Source organism: Saccharothrix sp. ST-888 (assembly GCF_000955975.1).
Taxonomy (GTDB): domain Bacteria; phylum Actinomycetota; class Actinomycetes; order Streptomycetales; family Streptomycetaceae; genus Kitasatospora.
The window spans coordinates 1-289 of the sequence record NZ_JYJF01001027.1 but is presented as its reverse complement, the minus strand read 5'-3'; the positions used below and the strand labels follow the sequence as shown (position 1 = coordinate 289).

Sequence of the window (289 nt, the reverse complement as noted above, 5' to 3'; positions counted from 1 at the left end):
GGAGGCCGTCTTCGCGCCGGTCCTGCGCACGGGACGCCCCGAGGCGCAGACGGTGACCACCGCGCTCGCCCAGGCGTACGTGCGTGGCGTGGCCGTCGAATGGCAGGCGGTCTTCGCCGGCCAGGGCGCCCGCCGGGTGGATCTGCCCACCTACGCCTTCCAGCGCCAGCGCTACTGGCTCGAAGGCGGGGGCTCGGTCGGTGATGTCGCGTCGATCGGGCTCGGTGCGGCGGGGCATCCGTTGCTGGGTGCGAGTGTGGAGCTGCCGGATTCTGACGGAGTGGTGTTC

General features: G+C 72.7%; 1 protein-coding gene. It reads left to right on the top strand.

Going from position 1 to position 289, the window contains the following annotated elements:
* Positions 1 to 52: 52 nt before the first annotated feature.
* Positions 53 to 289, top strand: a 237-nt coding sequence (locus UK12_RS42750) for a hypothetical protein (protein ID WP_231591534.1), incomplete at its 3' end; no start/stop codon positions are given.